The following is a 1722-nucleotide window of genomic DNA, read 5'->3' on the forward strand; positions in this document are numbered from 1 at the left end:
CTAGCGCTCCAAATCCCCACGCAAAGCGCGATTATTCCGCCAATGGCAAAAGCAAGGTCTGCGGTCATTTTTCGTTCGCTACGCTTTCTACGAGCTTTGCGAGCGCCTGCGTCTCTAACCCGCGCTCAATCAAAACCGCCATAAAATCAATACAAAACCTCACCACCTCGCTATCGTTTTTAAACCCTTTTTTGTTTTGGATTTTGACGATAGCGGCGATGTTTTGGTTAGAAAGCTTAAAAGCCTTGCTATTGTCATACTTCGGCGCTACCATTCTTAGCCTTTCGTAATATTTTCAGAGAGCCGAATTTTTGGCTATTCTTCTGCATAAAAGCGCTAAAAAGCTTTGGGTTGCCCCATATTTGAGTAGGAAAGCCCCAATGCTTTTGCATCGCATTTGCGTGTTTGACTTTTGGCGTATTGATTTGTAAAAACCATAGCGAAACCGCTCCCTGCGTGACGCCGAGCTTTTTTGCTATTTGTTCTTGAGTAATTTTGTTCTGTTCCATAAGCAGTATATTATCATCGATAATATAAAAATCTGCTTAATGATATTATCTTTAGTAATTTTAAAATTGCTAAAATTCAATAGAAGGATTTTTAATGGATATTCATCAAAAGATTAGAGCTTTCAGACAGGAAGCGGGGCTAACACAGGTGCAGTTTGCCGAGAAGCTAGGTATAACGCAAGGGCTTGTGGCGCACTATGAAACGCAGCCGGGCGAAATCGGCAAAAACGGCAAAGAGAAAAAATCGTCAAAGCCTGAGCTTGAAAAGTTGCCGCTAATAGCGGAAATATTGGGAAAAAACGTAATAGATTTATTCGATGACGAGGAGACGTCGAAGAGGCAGATCGTCAAAAAAGAGCTGAAAAATAATTTTGAAAAATACGCCCATCTGATCCCCGCCGAGTATGGCCTTAAAAACGGAGTGTTTCTCTCTAAATCGGAGATGCTTATCGGCGCGGGCAGCGAGGGAGCGTATGATTTGGATCTGTTTAATAAAGAAACTAAAATCGCCGTGGATAGGTCTTTTATTAAAGGGCTCGATCCAAAAAATTTAAAACTTTTTGAGGTCGTAGGCGATAGCATGCAGCCCGAATATGACGAGGGGGATTTGGCGATTGTGGATATGGTAAATTTTAGGGGCGATTTTATTAAGATCGGCGGAATTTATGTCGTGCGCGTGGGCGACGTAGTTTACGTAAAAAGGGTCGAGTTCCTGCCAAAAGGCGCTATAAAACTTATCAGCCTAAACTCCAAATACGGCGATCTATACCCGCACAAAGAGGGCTACGAATACGAAATCCTAGGAAAGGTCTGCGGCAAGATCAAGCTAGAAATTCAAAAAGGGCTGACGTTTAGCGATAGCGGAATAAAATAGGAATAATTTACAAAAACGATTGAAGGTTAAGGATTTTTTGGTAAAATTACTTTCTAAAATAAAATTTCAAGAAAGGATGAAAGATGGGCGAGACATTAAGATATATTGCTTCAGGATTTAGAAATGCTTTTACCACCTTCCCGCTTGAAAGCGATATGATCTATAGGGCAGGCGACCTGTCAAGAAAAATATACAAAAAGCGAATAAAAGAGCTAGAGAAGATATATGGCGAAGAACAGATCAAAGAGAAAAAATCTAAAAAACAATCGTCCGCCGGCAATAAATAGCCAGCCGGTTCAAAATTACATAGATAAGGCGCTCCAACAGAATTTAAACATA

General features: G+C 40.9%; 4 protein-coding genes. 2 read left to right on the forward strand and 2 right to left on the reverse strand.

All coding sequences use genetic code 11. From position 1 onward, the window contains the following. Positions 1-64: 64 nt before the first annotated feature. Both Q0256_RS00120 and Q0256_RS11555 read right to left on the reverse strand, forming a co-directional pair. On the reverse strand, positions 65-274 hold the full coding sequence (locus Q0256_RS00120) for a hypothetical protein (protein WP_005870001.1): 210 nt from the start codon (positions 272-274) through the stop codon (positions 65-67). Further along, on the reverse strand, positions 255-509 hold the full coding sequence (locus Q0256_RS11555) for a helix-turn-helix transcriptional regulator (protein WP_304293187.1): 255 nt from the start codon (positions 507-509) through the stop codon (positions 255-257). Before Q0256_RS11555 ends, Q0256_RS00120 begins: the two co-directional genes overlap by 20 nt. 94 nt (positions 510-603) lie before the next feature. On the opposite strand from Q0256_RS11555, the gene Q0256_RS00125 reads away from it, so the two are divergent. Further along, positions 604-1383, forward strand: a complete 780-nt coding sequence (locus Q0256_RS00125; protein WP_297958929.1) for a LexA family transcriptional regulator — start codon at positions 604-606, stop codon at positions 1381-1383. An 83-nt stretch (positions 1384-1466) separates the two neighbouring features. After that, positions 1467-1670: a hypothetical protein gene (locus Q0256_RS00130; RefSeq protein ID WP_297958931.1), complete on the forward strand. Its 204-nt coding sequence runs from the start codon at positions 1467-1469 to the stop codon at positions 1668-1670. Positions 1671-1722 lie beyond the last annotated feature (52 nt).

The organism is uncultured Campylobacter sp., from assembly GCF_937949835.1.
Taxonomy (GTDB): Bacteria; Campylobacterota; Campylobacteria; order Campylobacterales; family Campylobacteraceae; genus Campylobacter_B.

What these genes read in the sequence shown, in the direction of transcription:
- Q0256_RS00130 (WP_297958931.1), top strand. Translation starts at nt 1,467, where the DNA reads ATGGGCGAGACATTAAGATATATTGCTTCAGGATTTAGAAATGCTTTT.
- Q0256_RS00125 (WP_297958929.1), top strand. Translation starts at nt 604, where the DNA reads ATGGATATTCATCAAAAGATTAGAGCTTTCAGACAGGAAGCGGGGCTA.
- Q0256_RS11555 (WP_304293187.1), bottom strand. Translation starts at nt 509, where the DNA reads ATGGAACAGAACAAAATTACTCAAGAACAAATAGCAAAAAAGCTCGGC.
- Q0256_RS00120 (WP_005870001.1), bottom strand. Translation starts at nt 274, where the DNA reads ATGGTAGCGCCGAAGTATGACAATAGCAAGGCTTTTAAGCTTTCTAAC.